This window comes from Brenneria sp. L3-3C-1, from assembly GCF_016456245.1.
In the GTDB taxonomy this organism is placed as follows: domain Bacteria; phylum Pseudomonadota; class Gammaproteobacteria; order Enterobacterales; family Enterobacteriaceae; genus Brenneria.
In genome coordinates, this window is the sequence record NZ_JAEMHF010000008.1 from 110,821 (window position 1) to 128,879 (window position 18,059).

Below are 18,059 nucleotides of genomic sequence, written 5' to 3' on the forward strand. Positions count from 1 at the left end.
ACGACAGCGCCTGTACAGGTCGCTGTCGCTCAGAGGCGGGGCGATAAGACTCAGGACTGGACGATTTCCTGTTTCAACAATGAACTTGGCGCATAACCGAATGCTTGGCGGAACGCCCGGCTGAAGTGGGAGAGATCCTTGAAACCGTACTCCATGGCTATCTGAGATACGCTGCGCGCGCGTTTATCCTGCAGCGCATGGCGACAGGCCAATAGCCGTTCTTGCCATACCATGGCCATGGGCGTTTTTTGCCGGGCGGAGAACGCCCGCACCACGGTGCGGGGGGATACGTAGTGCGCTTTCGCGATCATATCCAACGACAGAGCGTCATCCTGTAAATGGTCGCGGATATATTGCACGATTTTTTCATACAGGTTGTAATAGCGGTCGCTCGCGTTATCGTTATCCGCGACTTGCAGACTAAAGACCAACATGTCCAACATCATGTCGAAATACCTGATAGCCATGTCGTCATGGGTCATCAGAAGGGAATTTGAACTGGCTTGCAACAGCATCTCCCGCAGCGGCGTCATGCCTGGCCGGCTGGCATCCAGCGAGATGGCGGTGAATTTCTCTACGTTAGGGATGCGCCGCATTAACAACGGGCGGGGAATACGCAAGATATGCAGCGCTTGCGAGTCGATGTTGAAAGTGAATTCTTTGGCTGAATCATACAGTACCATACTGCCCGCTGGCAGTACGGCCTGCCGGCCACTTTGTTCGAACCAAGCCTGCCCCCGCTGCACCAGTCCAAGCCAAAGATCGTCATTGGGGCCGCTACGTAGCTCTTGTGCCCCCCGTTTCCAGTGATGTGCCGGTGCATTGAGCGTAGCAAGCGAAAGGGACTTGATTGCCCGGAATTGCATGTATGCCAGAAAGCCGCTCTTGGATACCGGCCGATTCGTTGCCTTGAGGCAATGACGACAAACGACCTCTGTCCAGTATTCAAAACGCTGCTTGTCAGCCATGTTCTCAGTTGAATACACGATGGACATATTCTGTCCTCCACAACACTTTTTGAGAAATGGTGTGTACACCGCTATCAGCGTACGCTTTCATATAGCATGGTATAAGCAAAAACTACGCCAATTATTCTGTTTCTGATGGGTAGATGTAATGTGTTAAAAAAACAATTAATTATGTAAGTTTGGTGTGTATGAATTCGGATTATGTGCGGATTGCCACAAATTTTATAATGTTTATTGTAGTGCAACTGCACTAAATTGCTGTGCAACGTTGGTAGCTATCGGCGGGAATTGACTAACATCCCGATAACTATTTCATAGTAACGGGTAGTGCAATAATAACGGTAGGTAAAAAATATTAATTTTGTATTTTATGTATGATTATATTTTGTTTTTTTGTATTTGTTGGGGGATTGTGCTGGTTTTTGACTGTCCGATAGTTTGGTATCCGACCGGTAGATAAGCAGATGAGAAGCTATCCTTGCTTGCAGAACATTTTCAAAATGACCTACAATATGGCCTACAGCGATTATGAATGGTAATGAGTTTTGTTACTTATCATATATATAGATGATAAGGTCGATTTCCGTCCGTTCCGCCACTTATTTATCTTTGGATGTTTTTATACATCCTATGAGTTAAGAAACCGCAAAGTCATCAGTGAGTTGCGGTTTTTTTTCGTCCCTATGTTTCCACCGGCATGCCGGGCAAGACAAAGATAATGAGTAGATCGCCCGAAGAGGGTATTCCGGTATACTCATATTGAATTGTTTATGACGGAAAGCGGTTTAACTCCAGAACAAAGCCCCAGACCCGATACCGCATTCGCCGTGTTTGAGTTGTTCGTAGCGTGTCCATTCTTCCTGTGCCAATCCCCAGCATTGTGCGCAGTTGAGCACGACGCGCGGCAACTTTCTCAATGCTATTGATGTTGATAAGGGTATCGCTGTCAGATGATTTTTTCATCGCTGTTCCTCCGTTGTTGATGTTGTCGAGGTAATACTAAAGGCGCCAGCATCGGGCTGGCGACAGAGGAGTGCGGCTACTGTAGGACACCGGCCTGGATGCCGCTCTGGCCGAGGGTGACCGCGCCACTGCCGCCGTTGCCGAAAGCGACGACCGAACTGGAGCGGAAGTCCGGATCGTTACGGTGGGTAAAAATGCGCAGTACCGCGTCCCCCAGCAATGCCATGCCGCCGCTATTGCCAGTGGCGGGGTTGCCCGCATCCGGCCAGGGGTTGGGCTGGCCGGGGTTTTCCGGTGGCAGAAGCAGGGTGCCCTGGACATCGCTGAGCGAGAAACCGGGTTGAACGACATGGCCCTTCTCATCGGTGACCGCGGTGAGAAGCGTACTGACGGTCTCGATCTGGACGTCGGTGAAGCAGGTGTCGCTAGGCGTTCCTTCCTTGCAGCGCGGCAGATCCACGGCGGTACGGAAATCGCACGCCATCGGATTCTGGATGAGGCCGTCCTTGACGCCGTCTATCGCATCGCATTTCTGATTGATAATGGGAGCCGGCTTTTTCAGCAGCGCGGGAGATACCAGGGCATCGGGGGAGCGGATGGAGGCCAGCGACAGGCCGACGCCCTGAAAAGCCTTGGTCGCCAGGTTGACGTATGCCGATCCGGCGACGAAGCCGTCGAATTCCTCCGGAAAGTGAGACGCTGCAACCAGCGTGTCGCGGCCGCCACCCGAGCATCCGCAGAAGTAGGAATAGGCGATCTCCTACGACTGGCCGGAGACCCGTCCATAGAACGCGGTGGTGAATTGTTTGCCCATGCCGGCCAGAACCTTGTGGGCGCGATAGAGGAAGTCATCCAGCGCGTCCTGGTCGATCTCCCCATCGCTCTTAACGGCCCATTTGCCCTGGGTGAAGCCGTAGTGTCCCTCGTCCGTCGCGAAAGAGGCATAGCCCTTTCGCAAGACGTCGGTCGGCTTGCCCTGCACGCTGATAGAGATCGTCGGCCAGGTGGCGTTGCTGACTGAGAATGTGCCGCAATGTCCGCCGCAGCCGATCTGCAGGTACTTGCGGTTCCAGTTTTCAGGCAGCGTTGCGAGGAAGTGAGCCGTCTTTCCCGTGGCCTCGTTGGTGACGAAGGTGCCCGTGATCTGGCAATAGGCCGGCATGTCGTTCGTGGCCGGGGTAAACTTGACGCCGGTGGTGAGGAAAGGCCCGGGCTGAGCCTTGTCCGGCAATCGCCGGACATCGACTTTCGTGCGCAGCCCGGACACGAGCGTTTGCAGCGCTGCGGGTTGGCACAGTTCGCTCAACGGTACGGATGAGGCCTGCGCTGGCGGCGACACAGGCGGTGTGCGGTCGTATACGACGAAGAGTGCGATGGTCGGTCGCCAGCGTCAAGGCGGCGATGCCAGAGAGAACCGGTAGTCTTTTCATTTCAGTGTCCTATTGTTTGTAGCCCGTGAAACGCTCTTGCACACCTGCCGGCGCTTTTTCCGGCGTCTGCAAAAGGGCGATGATTGCCCTCTCGGCCCATTCTTTCAACACCGCCTGGCCGAGTTGGCCGTTGGCACCGCCAACACCGATTCTCATAACAACATCCTTTGGTTAGCTACAAAACTTTTGTTCGTAACGATACCATGGTAGTTTCTGAAATTCGCAAGAGTGTACAACTCTGTTCGTTACGTAATCTTATCCAAATAGGGGATGACGATGCGAATTGTGGTTCTGGGCGCAACCGGCACAACGGGCGGATACGCTGTGAGTGAGGCGCTGGCCGCGGGATATGAAGTCGTGGCCTATGTCCGTAATCCCCGAGCCGTGCAGCCCCGTGCCGGACTTACGGTGATGGACGGTTCGGTCGAGGACGTCGCCGCAATGCGGGGGGCGTTCGAGGGCGCCGAAGCCGTGGTCTATTGCCTTGGCGTCCGCACCAGCGTCAGATCGGTGTTCCGGAAGACGGATTTTCAACAAAGGACGCTGCCCAAGGTCATTGCTGCTATCAATGCAGCGGGTGTCAGACGTTTCGTGTTGCTGTCGTCCTTTGGGGTGGGCGAAACGCGAGCCAAAGGGGCATTTATCCCCAGGTTCGTGTTCCATACCCTGTTCGGCGGCCGCCTGTTTGCCGACAAGGCCATCGCCGAACGGGCGCTCTCCGATTGCCGGGCGAACTGGACGGCGGTCTATCCGGTTTCACTGAAAAACGGACCCGTTGATTCGGCTTGGGACCTGCTGCCGCTGGACGATGTTCGCCATGTTCCGGGAAACCCCATGCTGACTTTTGCAACGGTTGCCAAAGTGCTTGTAGATTTGATCTCCGATGACAGCCGGAATCGGCGCAAGCTACTACTGACGGCTCACGGCGCATGGAAATAAAACCTCGATTTTCGCTGATCCAGACACATACCTGAAAGACAGATTTAGCCAGATCGATACCGATGACTTTTATCGCGTTCATGATGCTGTACCCCAGAAAAGAAGACCGCTCAGCATAAGTGTGGCAGGACTTACGATAATGAAACCGTATCGCCGAAAGGCATACGGTTTCTTTTCGTCTTTATGATATCTCCGGCATAGCCGGGTATCCGACGCGAAATGGCTCACGCTACGAAAAGAGAATATTTTTTATGGTGCGCATCCCTGCGTACCACCATAACGCAATTTCGCCTGGAAATTTTTTACTCCACGTGAATGGCGGGAGGCGCATTAAACGATAATACGCCTTCTGTTTTGTCGCCAATAGGGTTGTGGAAAAGGATTTACATTACCGTGAGGTGCATAAATGAACCATTAAAGCGTCCGCTTTCCGGAATAAAGCAAAGAATTTTCTGTCCGCTTTTCAGCTCATTGGATTTAATCAGTTCGTCCAGCATAATATAAATAGAAGCAGAACCGACATTACCTTTGGTGGTCAGATTGGTGAACCAGCGCTCCTGTGGAATATTAAAACTATTTTTTTCCATACATTCGGCAATCGGTTGGCGGAAATAATTTGATGACATATGAGGCAGGAACCAATCAATATTGTCTGCCGAAATTTTCCGGCGCTCAATAGTTTTAAGCAGCGGTTTTCCCAAAGCAATATCGACGATATTCTCATTCAGTAATCTAACATCTTGTTTTACGGAAAAAATAGAACGATCTCCCCAATCTTTGACCGGGAAACGCATCCAGCCAATCAGCGTGCCGTTTTCATCTTTTTCCGCCCCGGAATACATACAGGTTTCCAACTCATTAGCGTAAGAATAGATATCAATCCAGTCGATACGCAGCGAGGAACCATTTGGACGTGGTTGGTTTTCCAGCAAGATGGCGCCCGCGCCGTCTGACAACATCCAACGCAGGAAATCTTTTTCAAAGGCGATTTCAGGGTGTTTTTCTAGTGCTTCGACTTTCGCCTGATTTTCATTGATAAAGTTACGCGCGTGCATTACCGTTGAGGCGATTTCAGATGCGGTGGTGACGGCATTGCGGGAGGCGCCGGAAAGCACCGACAGCCATCCGTATTTTAATGCGGTAACGCCCGCTACGCAGATCCCCGCTGTGGAAACCACTTCGCAAGAAGGATTACCCAGTTCTCCGTGCACCATCACGCCGTGGTTAGGCATCAGTTGGTCGGGCATGCTGGTGCCTGTGGCAAGGCATTCAATATCTTCCGGGGAGAAATCGTCGTCAAATAGGCCTTTTATCGCTTCCGCCGTGAGTTGCGCATTGGTATAACGAGGCTCCCCTGTTTCTGGGTCTAAAACGTAATAACGTGTTTTAATACCATTACTGCGTAATACAATTTTTTTTGCTCTGGACGGCGCTCCGCCAATATATCCCAATACCTTTTCAATTGAGTTATTATCAACCGGTTCGCCCGGCATAAATGAGGATGTTTTGTTTATATAGACACAATTATCCATTATAACACTCCGTTATTATAAATTACAGGTTTGAAGTTCCCGGTGTCAAATACGCAACCAAATTAAATATACAGGATATTATTAATGCCCTAGAGAAGAATGACGGCGTTTTATTAGTGTGATTTTTATAGTGATGAATAGTGAATGATTCACTGCTAATTATTTTTTTGAAATTCTATATACTCCTAAGACTTTATCGGCGTGGCTATTATGGTAGGTGTTGGAACTCTTCTTTTCAAATTTAAATAAATTTAATTTGTGCTTTTTTCATTTATTTTTTTCTGAAAACAGATGAAATGAATTATCGAAGCTAAGTCGATATATTTTTTTTCGTGAGAATAACGGATTTTTACAATGATTTGTTTTCTATCATGAATTGGAGAATATTGCGCCTGAGGGGGAAGTTATGGGGCGAACGCCCCATAATTCCCGGAACTAGAAATCCCAGTCCTCATCTTCGGTGTTGACCGCTTTGCCAATGACGTACGACGATCCGGAACCGGAGAAGAAGTCGTGATTCTCGTCCGCATTGGGCGAAAGGGCGGAAAGAATCGCCGGATTGACGTCCGTCATGCTGGCGGGGAATAACGCTTCATAGCCCAGATTCATCAGCGCTTTGTTGGCGTTATAGTGCAGGAATTTCTTCACATCCTCCGTCCAGCCGACGCCGTCATACAGCTCCTGGGTATACAGCACTTCATTGTCATATAAATCCTGTAGCAGATCGTAAGCGAAGTTTTTCACCTGTTGCTGGCGGGCCGTATCCGCTTTGGCCAGACCTTGCTGGAATTTATAACCAATATAATAACCGTGCACCGCTTCATCGCGAATAATCAGCCGGATCAAATCGGCGGTGTTGGTCAGTTTGGCCCGGCTTGACCAGTACATGGGCAGATAAAAGCCGGAATAGAACAGGAAGGACTCCAGAAACACGCTGGCGACCTTTTTCATCAACGGATCGTCGCTGCGGTAGTGACTCAGAATGATGGCGGCTTTTTTCTGCAAGGCCGGATTTTCTTCGCTCCAGCGATAGGCATCGTCTACTTCACTGGTCAGACACAGGGTGGAAAAGATGGAACTGTAAGAGCGGGCATGCACCGCTTCCATAAAGCTGATGTTGGATAGCACCGCTTCCTCGTGGGGGGTGACGGCATCGGGCATCAGCGTCGGTGCGCCCAGGGTGTTCTGAATCGTATCCAGCAGCGTCAGTCCGGTAAACACCCGGATTGTCAGCTGGCGTTCATGCGCGTTTAACGTTCCCCAGGAGGGGATGTCATTGGATAACGGGACTTTTTCCGGCAGCCAGAAATTCGAGGTAAGCCGGTTCCAGACCTCCAGATCTTTGTCGTCTTCAATTTTGTTCCAGTTGATGGCCTGTACGCGCGTTAGCGATGTCATAATCAGATTTCCTTCAGCGATAGCTTACAAAGCGCAGGACACGCAGCCCTGAACCTCGGTACCTTCCAATGCCATCTGCCGTATGCGAATGTAGTAAATGGTTTTGATGCCTTTGGTCCACGCATAGATTTGCGCTTTATTGATATCCCGCGTGGTGGCGGTATCACGGAAGAACAGCGTCAGCGACAATCCCTGGTCGACATGCTGGGTTGCCGCCGCGTAGGTATCAATAATCTTCTGCGGGCCGATGTCATAGGCGTCCTGGTAATATTCCAGATTGTCATTGGTCATGTAGGGGGCAGGGTAGTAGACCCGGCCAATCTTGCCCTCTTTGCGGATTTCAATCCTCGACACGATCGGGTGGATGCTCGATGTGGAGTGATTGATATAGGAAATCGAGCCGGTCGGGGGCACCGCCTGCAAGTTCTGGTTATAAATACCATGCGTCATAACGGCGTCGCGCAGCGTTGCCCAGTCCTGCTGGTCGGGAATGGTTATCTCCGCTTGTTCGAACAGTTCACGCACTCGTTCCGTAGCGGGTTGCCAGCGTTGTTCCACGTATTTATCGAAGTACTCGCCGGAGGCGTATTTAGAATTTTCGAATCCTTTAAAACGCCGTCCGCGCTCTATCGCCAGCTGATTTGAGGCGCGTAGCGCATGGTAGGCAACGGTGTAAAAATAGATATTGGTGAAGTCGATCGCTTCCTCTGAACCGTAAAATATTCTCTCGCGGGCCAGATAGCCATGCAGATTCATCTGCCCGAGGCCGATAGCGTGGGATTCATCGTTGCCTTTTTCTATCGATGGCACGGAGCGGATGTGGCTCATATCGGAGACGGCGGACAGCGCCCGGATCGCCATTTCAACCGTGAGGCCGAAGTCTGGCGACGACATCGCCTTAGCGATATTCAGGGAGCCGAGGTTGCAGGAGATGTCTTTACCAATGTGGCGATAGCCGAGATCTTCATCGTACAGGCTTGCGTCATTGACCTGCAAAATCTCGGAGCACAGGTTGCTCATATTGATGCGGCCCTGAATCGGATTGGCGCGATTGACCGTGTCCTCGAACATCATATAGGGATAGCCGGACTCAAACTGGATCTCGGCCAGGATCTGAAAGAACTCCCGCGCCTTGATCTGCGATTTACGGATCCGTTTGTCGTTGACCATCTCATGGTATTTTTCGCTGACGCTGATTTCCGACAGCGGAACGCCATACACCTGCTCGACGTCGTAGGGCGAAAACAGGTACATCACCTGATTGTTTTTCGCCAGTTGGAAAGTGATGTCCGGGATGACCACGCCAAGCGACAACGTTTTAATGCGGATTTTCTCATCGGCATTTTCCCGCTTGGTATCGAGGAAGCGCAGAATGTCGGGGTGGTGGGCGTTGAGGTATACCGCGCCGGCGCCTTGACGCGCGCCCAACTGATTAGCGTAGGAAAAGGCGTCTTCCAGCATTTTCATCACCGGGATGATGCCGGATGACTGGTTCTCTATTCTTTTTATCGGCGCGCCGGTTTCGCGGATATTGGTGAGCATGAAGGCCACGCCGCCGCCGCGTTTGGAGAGTTGTAACGCGGAGTTAATCGCGCGTCCAATCGATTCCATGTTGTCTTCAATACGCAGCAGGAAGCAGGAAACCAGTTCGCCGCGCTGTTTTTTTCCGCAGTTGAGAAAGGTGGGCGTGGCAGGCTGAAAACGGCCGCTAATGATTTCCTCCACCAGCGCGCCGGCAAGCTCGGTGTTACCGGCCGCCAACGTGAGCGCCACCATGCAGACGCGGTCTTCGTAGCGTTCCAGATAGCGCTTGCCGTCAAAGGTTTTGAGCGTATAGCCGGTGTAGTATTTGAACGCGCCAAGAAAGGTCTGGAAACGGAATTTATGGCTGTAGGCCTGCTGAAAAAGACTTTTGATAAAGCTGAAGGCGTACTGATCCAGCACCTCGGCTTCGTAATAGTTCTCTTCAACCAGATAGCGCAGCTTCTCTTCCAGGTTATGGAAGAACACCGTATTCTGATTGACGTGCTGTAAGAAATAGCGCCGCGCCGCCAGCTTGTCCTGCTCGAACTGAATGTGACCCTCGGCGTCGTAAAGGTTCAGCATGGCATTCAGCGCATGGTAATCCAGCTCCGTGGCGGCTGGTTTGGTGATCACGGATTCTGTTGTTGCCAAAATTCAGTTACTCCCTTTCGCACGTTTGCAACGTCTTCTGCCGTACCCAACAGTTCGAAGCGATACAGATAAGGCACCTGACACTTTTGCGCGATGATGTCGCCGGCGAGGCCGTAAGCGGCCCCAAAATTGGTATTGCCCGCGGCGATGACGCCGCGCAGGTAGTCGCGGTTTTGTCGGTCGTTCAGAAACAGGATCACCTGACGGGGCACCGAACCTTTGGCGCTTCCCCCTCCATAGCTGGGAACCACCAGAATATAGGGACGATCCATTTTCAGTCCGGGCTGTTCAATCGCTATCGGAATACGCAGGGCGGGCAACCCGACCCTGGCAACGAAGCGGTGGGTGTTCTCCGACTGGCTGGAAAAGTAAACCAGCGGGTTCATCGCGCCCCCTTACTGCAACCGTTGAGATTGCTGTAGCGTGCTGATTTTATCCGGGCGAAAGCCGCTCCAGTGATCGTCAGCGGTCATCACCACCGGTACTTGCTGATAACCCAACGCTCTTACCTGCGCTAACGCCTGCTCATCTTCCGTTAAGTCCACCAGTTGATAATGAATGCCCTGCTTATCCAGTGCGCGGCATGTTGCATTACATTGAACACAGTCCGGCTTGGTGAAAATAGTAATACGCATGATTCGTATTTACCTTTTAATGTAAGAGTCATGTGTCGGAGCGGCTGTTTCTGTGGGCGTTAGCGCCCGTACCGATCCATGGAGCAACCATCATTTGCGATGCGGTTACGAATTAGATACTAGATGTAGGTGTTTTAAATTTCAACCATACAATATATAGGAATTACGCTGAAATTTATCCAGCAGGGATGTAAGCCAGACGGCGCAAGGGAAAAATAAAAATCAAGGAAAAAATTTTCTTTCAACAACGGAATAATCAACGCCGTTTCTGGCGGCGTTTTATTCAGTTCAGGTGGTTGCCGTTGATGAGGTGAAAGGGAGCCAGGCTCCCTTGGTTGAACATTAGAGTACGGGCAGGTTTCTGCCGTAATAGATCTCCTGCATTTCGTGATACAGCAAATCGGTGATTCGTTTACGTTCCTCGGCGCTTAATGTGCTGGGATCGACGTTGAACAGGTAATGCTTAAGGTCGAAATCTTTCAGCAACATCTTGGTGTGGAACATGTTTTCCTGATAAACGTTGACATCCATCAGGTGATACAGCGATTTCATGTCCGCCGACATAAAGTTCTGGATCGAGTTGATCTGATGATCGATAAAGTGTTTTACGCCATTGATATCGCGGGTAAAGCCGCGCACGCGATAATCAATGGTGACGATATCCGATTCCAACTGGTGGATTAAATAGTTCAGCGCTTTTAGCGGCGAGATAACGCCGCAGGTCGACACTTCGATATCGGCGCGAAAGGTGCATAGCCCGACTTCAGGATGACTTTCCGGATAGGTGTGCACGCAAATGTGGCTTTTGTCCAGATGGGCGACCACGGAGTTGGGCAAGGGGCCCGGAAGCTCGGAGTTATCGACATCGCGCGGGTCCATCGGCTCTTCGCTGACCAGAATGGTCACGCTGGCGCCTTGCGGTTCGTAATCCTGACGGGCGATATTGAGAATGTTGGCGCCGATAATCGAGCAGGTTTCGCTCAGGATTTCGGTCAAACGGTTAGCGTTATACTGTTCATCAATGTAAGCGATGTAACCGTCACGGTCATCGGCAGTTCTGGTGTAACAGATATCGTAGATACAAAAACTCAGGCTTTTGGTCAGATTGTTAAAGCCGTGTAGTTTCAGCTTGTGCAATTTAAGTCACCCCCTTATGGATGCGATAATCAGCGCGCGGCCGATAATGCATTCAGTAAATATTGCGGCAGCGCGAAGCTACCTACGTGAACGGCCGGATTGTAATAGCGGCACTCGATACCGGACGCATTAAAGCGTTGTTGTAATGTCTCCACGCTTATCTGACGCAGCGACGGATGGTTGCTGGCCCAGGCAAACGTCATGATGCCGCCGTAATAGGTGGGGATCGCCGCCTGATAAAATGTTACATCGCTAAAGTAGCGGCTGAGTTTATGGTGGCTGTTGACGGCCTCATCCTGTTGCAGAAAACAAACGCCGTTCTGCGCAACGAAAATACCGCCTTCATTCAGGCAGCGCGCGCATCCCTGATAAAAGTCAGACGTGAACAGGCTTTCGCCCGGCCCGATGGGATCGGTGCAGTCGGAAATAATGACATCGAATGTTTCGTCACACTGATTAACGAAGTTCACGCCGTCGTCGATGACCAGACGAAAACGCGGATCGTCGTAGGCGCCGGCATTATGGTTGGGTAAATACCGGCGGCAGAATTCCACTACGCCCGCATCAATTTCCACCATGGTGATTTGTTCGATACCGGCATGACGGCTGACTTCACGCAGTATGCCGCCGTCGCCGCCGCCGATAATCAGCACGCGTTTCGCCCGCCCGTGAGACAACAGGGGGATATGGGTCAGCATTTCGTGGTAGATGAATTCGTCACGCTCGGTGGTTTGCACCACGCCATCCAGCGCCATGACACGGCCGAGCGCCGCGTTTTCAAAGATGATCAGATCCTGATGGTCAGTCTTTTCGTGGTATAGCACCCGGTCGATGGAAAAGTACTGGCCAAAGTTGGCATGCAGGGTTTCATACCAAATTTCTTTCTGGGACATGTTAGGGCTTCCTCCGCGATAACAGCCATGAAAATTGGCGCGCCATGATAGCTAACTCTTGCGGCGCTTGCACGGTCAAATTTCAGTCAGTGCAGAAGGAAGGAAGAAATTATTTCGCGTAGGCAAGCAAACCGAGTGAGTTACGAGCCAGAGACTGGCATTTCTGCGGCGTGGGGATAGCGATTTTGCTGAGATCCCGATAGCTCTCTTCCCCCAGCGCCGTCATGTTATAGGCATTGTAATTACTGAGATCCCAACGATTTTGCCGGGCGAATGCCAATAGCGACTGGCGAATTTGTTCGTTGGGCAAATCCTGATATCCGCAATTATTTTTCAGATAAACGAAAACGGCGGTTAAATCGGCAAGATCTTCCGCTTCAAATTCATTCAGTGCCTTGCCGGCGGAGGAGAAGCTCATCAGACTCAGCAGGAGTAGCGCCAGCGCAGAGTTTTTCATGGTTAAGTTCGTTCCGATTATTGTCATGAGACGTTATCACAATTGTAGATAACCTGACTAAATTTTCTTGCGCCGCGTCATTTTTGTTATTCGTAAGGATTGTGTAAAAAGTTAGTGACGTAAAGTAACTGATTGTGAATAATGAGAGCGATTCTGATAACTATTATCATTTATTGAGGCATCTCATGAAGAAACAGATTCTGATCGGTTCGATCCTTTCCGCGCTTGCCATCAGCAGCGCCGCGCACGCCGCATCTGAAGTCAATATCTATTCATACCGTCAGGCCTATTTGATTGAACCCATTCTCAAAGAGTTCACGCAGCAAACCGGCATCAAGGCCAATGTTATCTATGCCGAGTCAGGGCTGGTGGAGCGTTTAAAAAGGGAGGGGAGCCTAAGCCCGGCGGATGTAGTGCTGACGGTGGATATTAACCGTCTGATGGAAGTGGTTGATGCGGATTTGTCGCAGCCGCTGAAAGATAAAACGCTGGAAGAGAACATTCCGTCGCAATACCGCGATTCTCAGGGCCGCTGGGTCGGACTGACGACGCGCGCCCGGGCGATTTATACCTCAAAAGATCGGGTAGGAAAGATCCCGGCGTCTTTTGACTATCTGGACCTGGCCGACCCCAAATATAAAGGGCGTATTTGCACCCGCTCTTTTAAAAATGCTTACAACGTGTCGCTGACGGCGGCGATGCTGGCGCATCACGGCGAGGCGAAAACCCGGCAATGGCTGGAAGGCTTAAAGGCGAATCTGGCGCAGAAGCCGCAGGGCGGCGATCGCGATCAGATTAAAGCCATCACGGAAGGCGTGTGCGATTACTCGCTGGGGAATAGCTATTATCTGGTCAGAATGCTTGCCGATGATAAGCAGCGCAGCTGGGGCGAAGCCGTCAATATCAACTTCCCGGGTCAGGAAGCATCAGGCACGCACGTTAACATCAGCGGGGCGGTGCTGGCGAAATATGCGCCAAACCGCGACAATGCCGTGCAGCTGATTCGCTTCCTCAGCGAGGATCGGGCGCAGCATATGTACGCTGACGTTAACGGCGAATATCCGGTGAAACCGGGCGTACAGCCGTCGGAAGTGGTTGCGTCGTGGGGAACATTCAAGGCCGATGCGCTGCCGCTGGAGAAAATCGCCGACGAATATCAGCACGCCTTGCGGTTAATCGATGAGGTTAAGTTTGATCTGTAAATAAACATCTGATATTCAGGTGATAGAATAATTCAAGCCCGGAATATATCGCCCTGCGGAAAGCGTGATTATTGTTCCGGGCATTTTTGTTTACGAGTGGTACGGAATAGACGTGGCGAGTAAGAGCGGTTTCAGTATCCGACGTTGGCGAGCGAGTAGTTGGTTATTAACGGGGCTGTTGCTGTTCCCGATAGCCGCCATTTTTTTCCAGGCCTTTTTCGCCCGGGGCGAGGGGTTTATTCATCTGTGGCAAACCGTGTTGCCCACCTATATTGTCAACTCTCTGGGGTTGGTGGCGGGGACGGTGGCGCTGAGTCTATTATTGGGTCTGCCTGCCGCCTGGCTGATGACCCAGTATCGTTTTCCCGGTCAACGCGGGTTGCGGTGGATGCTGTGTTTACCGCTGGCCATGCCGCCTTATCTGGTCGCCTATATTTATACCGATCTGCTGGACTATGCCGGCCCGGTGCAGGGATGGCTGCGTCGGGCGTTTTCCCTGCACAGCGCCGGTGATTACTGGTTTCCGCCGATCCGCTCTCTCGGCGGCGCCTGCGTCGTTCTGGCGCTGGTGCTGTATCCGTACGTTTACCTGCTGGCGCGCAAAGCCTTGCTGGAACAGTCGGTTACCTTGCTGCATTCGGCGCGTCTGCTTAACCATTCCCCCAACCGGGCTTTCCGGCGCATCGCTTTTCCGCTGGCCAGACCGGCGATTGTCGTCGGCGCCTCGCTGGTGGCGATGGAAACCCTGGGCGATTTCGGCACCGTCTCCTATTTTGCTCAGGCCACGCTGACCACCGCCGTGTATGACACCTGGCTGGGGTATGGCGATCTGGGCGCTTCGACGCGAATTTCCGCCCTGATGTTGCTGTTCATCTTTATGATGATCTCGGCGGAGTTTTACAGCCGGCGTCGGCAGCGTATTTATCAGAAAAGCATGGGGCAGGAGCGGGAAGATCAACCGCCGCTTACCGGCCTGAGAAAATGGCTGGCGCTGGGGTATTGCTGGGGGCTTATTGCGCTGGCGATGGGGATACCCTGCCTGATCCTGATAACCTGGAGCTGGCGCTATATCACTCAGTCCTGGTCGATGGCGTTTTTTCACTACGGCATGAACAGCCTGCTGGTATCGTCGCTGGCGGCGGGCGTGACGCTGCTGGCGGCGCTGGTGCTGGTCTTCTCCACCCGCCTGGATAAATCCAGCCCGGTATTGTTGCGGCTGGCCAGCCTTGGGTACGCGGTGCCCGGCACCATTCTGGCTATCGGCCTGCTTATTCCTCTGGCGGCGTTCGACCATGCCGTCAACCGGCTGGCCAACTGGATAAACCTGCCCGCGCCGGGACTATTGCTGTCGGGAACGCTGTTCGCGCTGGTGATCGCTTACTGCATCCGTTTTAGCGCCATGATGATAGGCAGCGTGGAAAGCAGCATGTCGAGAATCTCGCCGTCGCTGGATATGGTCAGCCGGACATTGGGAAGTTCTCCCGCGCAGCTGTTGCAACGGGTGCATCTGCCGCTATTGCGACGGGGGATCGTAACCGGTACGTTGCTGGTTTTTATTGAGAGTATGAAAGAATTGAATGCGTCGCTGTTGCTGCGGCCGTTTAATTTTGAAACGCTGGCAACCTATGTTTTTACCTTTACCTCCGATGAGCAACTGGAGCAGGCGGCGCTGCCGGCGGTGATCCTGGTGCTGGTCGGGCTGTTCCCCGTTATCTGGCTGAATGCGGTGCTGGAAAATAAACGATGACAGATGTAACCGACGTATTAAAGATTGAGCACATAACCTGCCGTTATCTGCCGCGTAAGGAAAGGGACGGGAACGTACTGAATAACCTTTCCCTGACGGTACGGCAGCGGGAAATTGTTTGTCTGCTCGGCGCCAGCGGCTGCGGCAAGACCACCTTGCTTAAAGCGGTGGCGGGACTGCTTGCGCTGGATAAGGGTTTGATCGCCATCGCCGGCCAAACGATGAGCGACAGCGAACGGATTGTCGCGCCGGAGTTCCGCCAGGTCGGGTTGATTTTTCAGGATTACGCGTTATTTCCGCACCTGACGGTGGCGGAAAATATCGCCTTTGGCCTGTACGGTCAGCCGCAGGAAACGATTGTCCGTAGCGTCGGCGAAATGATCGATCTGGTGCATCTGGCCGGATTGGAAGCCCGCTACCCGCATGAACTTTCCGGCGGACAGCAGCAGCGGGTGGCGATAGCCCGCGCTCTGGTCTGTAAACCGAGCGTACTGCTGCTTGATGAGCCTTTTTCCAATATTGATAATCAGGTGCGCGACAACCTGATGAACGAGTTACGCATTATTCTGAAGCAGCGGCAGGTTGCCACCGTGTTTGTGACCCACAGTAAGGAAGAGGCTTTTGCCTTTGCCGATCGGCTGGCGGTCATGGACAATGGTGCCATTGTGCAGGAAGGCTATCCGGCAACGCTGTACCAGCGTCCCAACAGCCGTTTTGTTGCCGATTATCTGGGCAGCAGCAACTATCTGCCGGTTAACATCCTCAGCGATCATCAGTGGCAGAGCCTGTTCGGCGAGCACCTCGCCGCCCACCCCCACGGGCAGCCGATCGGTTCGCAATGTGACTGGCTGGTTCGTCCGCATGATATTGCTCTGGCGCTGGATCCCAACGGCACGGCGCAGATTCAGGATCGGTTGTTTATGGGCACCTTAAACCACTACCGCATCAAACTGGACGATCGCATTATCCAGGTGCAAAGCAGCACCTGGTTTGAGCCGGGGCAGCCGGTAAGGCTGAGCGTCAAGGCCTCGCAGCCACTCTTTTTCCCCAGCGCGGCCGGGAGTGAATAATCGACGGCGGCCTTGATTTCATTCGGGCGATTACCCGGACGCGGTGATGTTTTTTCAACGCCCGGTTTGGGGTAATACCCGGTAGCCTGCGCTTTCTGGTATACTTCGCGCCCTTAGGCGCTATCCGTCTGCACTGGCGCATCATCAATGGTCAGAGCCTGAACCCTCTTGATGGTGCTGAATACCTTTATTCAAAGAGTTATGAGTATGATGAAACATACCGTAGAAGTCATGATTTCCGAACAGGAAGTCAGGGCGCGGGTTACCGAATTGGGCCGGGAAATCAGCGAACATTATCGTGACAGCGGCAGCGATATGGTCTTGGTTGGTTTATTGCGCGGGTCGTTTATTTTTATGGCCGATTTATGCCGGGCGATTGATGTTTCACACGAAGTCGATTTCATGACGGCCTCCAGCTATGGCAGCGGTATGAGCACCACCCGTGACGTGAAGATCCTCAAAGATCTGGATGAGGATATTCGGGGCAAGGATGTGTTGATTGTCGAGGACATTATCGACTCGGGAAATACCTTGAGCAGAGTACGTGAAATCCTGCAATTGCGCGCCCCGAAGTCGCTGGCGATCTGTACGCTGTTGGATAAGCCGGAACGCCGTGAAGTAAGTGTGAAAGTCGAGTGGGTCGGCTTCTCTATTCCTGATGAATTCGTGGTCGGCTATGGTATTGACTACGCTCAGCATTATCGGCACTTGCCGTATGTTGGTAAGGTTATTCCTCAGGAATAAACAGGGTTACTGACGCCCGGAACCGGCATGGTTGGGCGTCAGTGGCGATCAGGAACGGGAAGACATGGCCCGGCGATAGCGTTGTTCCAGCGTCTCCCTGCTGGTGGCCGTCACTTCCAGATCGCGCAGCCGTCCGTCCTGAATACCATAAACCCATCCGTGGATGGTCACTTTCTGACCGCGTTTCCAGGCCGACTGCATCACGGTGGAGTGACCGAGATTATAAACCTGCTCGACCACGTTGATTTCGCACAGGGTATTCAGCCGTTGTTCGGGAGGCAATTCTCCCAGCAGCGAACTATGCTTATACCACAGGTCGCGGATGTGCAGCAGCCAGTTGTTGATTAAGCCCAGTTCGGGGTTTTCCACCGCCGCCTGGACTCCGCCACAGCCGTAATGGCCGCAAATAATGATATGTTCGACTTCCAGAACTTCGACGGCATATTGCACCACGGAAAGGCAATTCAGGTCGGTATGAATCACCAGATTGGCAACGTTGCGATGAACAAACAGTTCGCCCGGTTCGAGGCTGGTGAGGCTTTCCGCCGGTACGCGGCTGTCGGAACACCCAATCCACAAAAATCGAGGTCGTTGTGCCTGCGCCAGTCGTTCAAAATAACCAGGATCCTCTTCCACCATCGTTGTTGACCAGCGTTGGTTATTGGCGATGAGCGTTTCGATTTCTTTCATGAAAGTAAATGACCTGTAACAAACAAGGGGCGGTGGGGGTAATATAAGTCAACAATCGCCGTTTGAAAACGATAGTTTA

At 52.3% G+C, this 18,059-nt stretch carries 17 protein-coding genes and 1 pseudogene; 5 read left to right on the top strand and 13 right to left on the bottom strand.

All coding sequences use genetic code 11. The features are described from left to right. Nucleotides 1–50 precede the first annotated feature (50 nt). The 4 genes and pseudogenes from JG725_RS15355 to JG725_RS15375 all read right to left on the bottom strand — a co-directional run bounded on the left by JG725_RS15355 (nt 51) and on the right by JG725_RS15375 (nt 3,517). Nucleotides 51–995 carry a helix-turn-helix domain-containing protein gene (locus tag JG725_RS15355; protein WP_150437366.1) on the bottom strand — a complete coding sequence of 315 codons (945 nt, stop codon included), beginning with the start codon at nt 993–995 and terminating at the stop codon, nt 51–53. Nucleotides 996–1,736: 741 nt separating this feature from the next. Continuing rightward, nucleotides 1,737–1,931 (bottom strand): hypothetical protein, encoded by a 195-nt coding sequence (locus JG725_RS15360; RefSeq protein ID WP_199378710.1) that lies wholly within the window; start codon nt 1,929–1,931, stop codon nt 1,737–1,739. A 76-nt stretch (nt 1,932–2,007) separates the two neighbouring features. Next, a pseudogene (locus JG725_RS20715) lies at nt 2,008–3,093 on the bottom strand (tannase/feruloyl esterase family alpha/beta hydrolase). A 277-nt stretch (nt 3,094–3,370) separates the two neighbouring features. After that, complete coding sequence (locus JG725_RS15375; RefSeq protein WP_172290893.1) at nt 3,371–3,517, bottom strand: hypothetical protein; 147 nt, start codon at nt 3,515–3,517, stop codon at nt 3,371–3,373. A 120-nt stretch (nt 3,518–3,637) separates the two neighbouring features. Between JG725_RS15375 and JG725_RS15380 the strand changes: the two genes are divergently transcribed. Beyond that, nucleotides 3,638–4,300 carry an NAD(P)-dependent oxidoreductase gene (locus tag JG725_RS15380; protein ID WP_199378714.1) on the top strand — a complete coding sequence of 221 codons (663 nt, stop codon included), beginning with the start codon at nt 3,638–3,640 and terminating at the stop codon, nt 4,298–4,300. A gap of 383 nt (nt 4,301–4,683) precedes the next feature. Here JG725_RS15380 and JG725_RS15385 read toward each other — a convergent pair whose 3' ends face one another. The 8 genes from JG725_RS15385 to JG725_RS15420 form a co-directional block, all read right to left on the bottom strand. After that, the gene (locus JG725_RS15385) at nt 4,684–5,832 is read right to left on the bottom strand and encodes a beta-ketoacyl-ACP synthase III (protein WP_199378716.1); all 1,149 of its coding nucleotides are present in this window, start codon (nt 5,830–5,832) and stop codon (nt 4,684–4,686) included. 435 nt (nt 5,833–6,267) lie between these two features. Continuing rightward, nucleotides 6,268–7,230, bottom strand: a complete 963-nt coding sequence (nrdF, locus tag JG725_RS15390) for a class 1b ribonucleoside-diphosphate reductase subunit beta (RefSeq protein WP_172290896.1) — start codon at nt 7,228–7,230, stop codon at nt 6,268–6,270. A 24-nt stretch (nt 7,231–7,254) separates the two neighbouring features. After that, entirely contained in the window at nt 7,255–9,405 is a 2,151-nt protein-coding gene (gene nrdE / locus JG725_RS15395; RefSeq protein WP_199378718.1) for a class 1b ribonucleoside-diphosphate reductase subunit alpha, read from the bottom strand. After that, a complete protein-coding gene (nrdI, locus tag JG725_RS15400; RefSeq protein WP_172290898.1) occupies nt 9,384–9,791 on the bottom strand; it encodes a class Ib ribonucleoside-diphosphate reductase assembly flavoprotein NrdI in 408 nt (135 codons plus the stop codon). Before nrdI ends, nrdE begins: the two co-directional genes overlap by 22 nt. Before the next feature lie 9 nt (nt 9,792–9,800). Continuing rightward, a complete protein-coding gene (gene nrdH / locus JG725_RS15405; protein WP_172290899.1) occupies nt 9,801–10,040 on the bottom strand; it encodes a glutaredoxin-like protein NrdH in 240 nt (79 codons plus the stop codon). A gap of 342 nt (nt 10,041–10,382) precedes the next feature. Further along, complete coding sequence (speD, locus tag JG725_RS15410) at nt 10,383–11,177, bottom strand: adenosylmethionine decarboxylase (protein WP_172290900.1); 795 nt, start codon at nt 11,175–11,177, stop codon at nt 10,383–10,385. A gap of 29 nt (nt 11,178–11,206) precedes the next feature. Continuing rightward, nucleotides 11,207–12,070 (bottom strand): polyamine aminopropyltransferase, encoded by an 864-nt coding sequence (speE, locus tag JG725_RS15415; protein WP_172290901.1) that lies wholly within the window; start codon nt 12,068–12,070, stop codon nt 11,207–11,209. Nucleotides 12,071–12,179: 109 nt separating this feature from the next. After that, on the bottom strand, nt 12,180–12,527 hold the full coding sequence (locus JG725_RS15420; protein WP_172290902.1) for a YacC family pilotin-like protein: 348 nt from the start codon (nt 12,525–12,527) through the stop codon (nt 12,180–12,182). Between the two features lie 185 nt (nt 12,528–12,712). Between JG725_RS15420 and JG725_RS15425 the strand changes: the two genes are divergently transcribed. The 4 genes from JG725_RS15425 (at nt 12,713) to hpt (ending at nt 17,290) form a co-directional block, all read left to right on the top strand. Further along, nucleotides 12,713–13,729 (top strand): Fe(3+) ABC transporter substrate-binding protein, encoded by a 1,017-nt coding sequence (locus JG725_RS15425; RefSeq protein WP_172290903.1) that lies wholly within the window; start codon nt 12,713–12,715, stop codon nt 13,727–13,729. A 112-nt stretch (nt 13,730–13,841) separates the two neighbouring features. Next, entirely contained in the window at nt 13,842–15,476 is a 1,635-nt protein-coding gene (locus tag JG725_RS15430; RefSeq protein WP_330529051.1) for an iron ABC transporter permease, read from the top strand. Continuing rightward, complete coding sequence (locus tag JG725_RS15435) at nt 15,473–16,546, top strand: ABC transporter ATP-binding protein (protein WP_199378720.1); 1,074 nt, start codon at nt 15,473–15,475, stop codon at nt 16,544–16,546. Before JG725_RS15430 ends, JG725_RS15435 begins: the two co-directional genes overlap by 4 nt. A 201-nt stretch (nt 16,547–16,747) precedes the next feature. Continuing rightward, nucleotides 16,748–17,290 carry a hypoxanthine phosphoribosyltransferase gene (hpt, locus tag JG725_RS15440; RefSeq protein ID WP_172290905.1) on the top strand — a complete coding sequence of 181 codons (543 nt, stop codon included), beginning with the start codon at nt 16,748–16,750 and terminating at the stop codon, nt 17,288–17,290. A gap of 48 nt (nt 17,291–17,338) precedes the next feature. Here hpt and can read toward each other — a convergent pair whose 3' ends face one another. Continuing rightward, a complete protein-coding gene (gene can / locus JG725_RS15445; RefSeq protein ID WP_172290906.1) occupies nt 17,339–17,980 on the bottom strand; it encodes a carbonate dehydratase in 642 nt (213 codons plus the stop codon). Nucleotides 17,981–18,059: the final 79 nt, after the last annotated feature.